The following is a 1,663-nucleotide window of genomic DNA, read 5'->3' as shown; positions in this document are numbered from 1 at the left end:
AGGGCAAGGGCGCCGCAGGGCTCGTCATTGCTTGGTACCGTCAGCGGCGTCGTGAAGCTAACTGGTCCGGCTGGTGTGGTGCTAGTGCTGCCATCCGAACAGGCCTGCACTACATAGAATACGTAGTTCGTGGCCGCTGACAGATTAGTAAGGGTATAGGTAGTGGCATTAATACCTGTCAGACGAGTGCCCTCCGTCGCGGGGTCAATGCCCAGTGCGCCATAGATAATAGTGAAGGTTGCTCCCGCAGTCACGGGCGAATTCCACTCTAAAGTAGCCGTGGTGTTGGTAAGGTTGGTAGCCGCTAAGGCAGTAGGGGTAGGGCAAGTAACCGAGAAGCCACCAGCACTGGATAGGGGGCTGCTACCGGCCGCCCCGGCACAGTTTTGCCGTACATAGAACTGGTAGTTGCCTGGTGCTAAATTAGGAATAGTAGCTGTGGTAGTAGCCACAGGCCCTACGCTGGTGCCACTAGTAGCCGGATTAAATCCCGTTGGTCCATAGATGACGGTAAAGTTGCCGCCACCAACTATTGTCCAGTTCACCGTAGCGGTGACGCCACTTACGCTCGCTGTCAGGTTGCGCGGCGTAGGGCAAAGGCTGGGCACGGGTGGAGTGAAGGCGTACACTTGGCCGGCGGCTGGACTTTGCGCGATATCATCGTTGCTGCTCACCGAACTTACCACTGGGTTAGCCACTCCATCGCTCACCGATAAAAAGGAGTCAATACCACTGCCAACTCCGGACAGTCCAATAGAAGCATCAGCATTGAGAGGTGGATTGGCCTCGGGGCGGTATACGAACTCAACGCGGTTAGAACCTTCGTAGAGCTTTACTTGGAAGGAAATGACCGGGCCAGTCGCCGAATAGCTCCAACGCCAGTTCAACCACTCAAAGGTCAGCACCCGGGTCGGAGCAGTTCCCGTTACCTGATAGCTGGCCCTGCTACTGGTTGAATTAGCAATGTCATCCCACAGAGGGGCTACTAAGGGCCGCTGCACCGCGATACCTGATTCAAGCTCATTGAAGGATTCATCGGTGGCGTTGGGGTTAAAAGAAATAAAACCGTTCGATGAAGCAATGAACGAAGTGTAAGGCGTACCATCGAACACAAATGTGAAGCCAATGGGAAGGACGCCGGAAATATCGTCGTCAGCCAAGACATCGGGAACATTAGTAGCTGTAGCGGGTAGGGGAGTAAATGTGCCCGACGACGACACAAACGAATACGTATTTACTTGCGCCTGGGCCGTCAGCCCCATGAGGAAAAAGGTGAGAGCCAACAGTGCCCCGCCGAAGCGCCAGCTGAATTTAAGCAGGGGCATTGGTAAGAGTTTGTTCATGGTAGTGATTGGAAAAGAAGGTGAGGGGAATTAAGAAAGGCTACGTTATGAGACGGGGAAATCACTTGGAGGAATGCTCCGGCAGCCAGAAAATGCCGTTTCAACCTTCAAAGTAGGCAGTGATTTCGGAAATTGCCTATTCATGTTGGAAATAACAGAAAGATAGGTGTGACTAAGATTCTGCATAGTAAGGAATGAAGCGCTGCTTTTTTGTAGCGGATATGAAAAAAGGCCGCTCCAGAAGGAGCGGCCTTTCTAAAGGAAAGCTAGCTAAGAGTTATTCGAGGACGACTTTTCGGGTGAGAGTTTGTCCGCGGTCG

At 52.8% G+C, this 1,663-nt stretch carries 1 protein-coding gene; it reads right to left on the bottom strand.

The window, feature by feature from the left end; all coding sequences use genetic code 11:
- A partial coding sequence (locus WX88_RS26650; protein WP_197076992.1) for a fibronectin type III domain-containing protein occupies window positions 1-1,343 on the bottom strand: 1,343 nt, incomplete at its 3' end.
- Window positions 1,344-1,663 lie beyond the last annotated feature (320 nt).

This window comes from Hymenobacter terrenus (genome assembly GCF_000972495.1).
GTDB lineage: Bacteria > Bacteroidota > Bacteroidia > Cytophagales > Hymenobacteraceae > Hymenobacter > Hymenobacter terrenus.
This window is presented reverse-complemented; position numbering and strand designations above follow the sequence as displayed.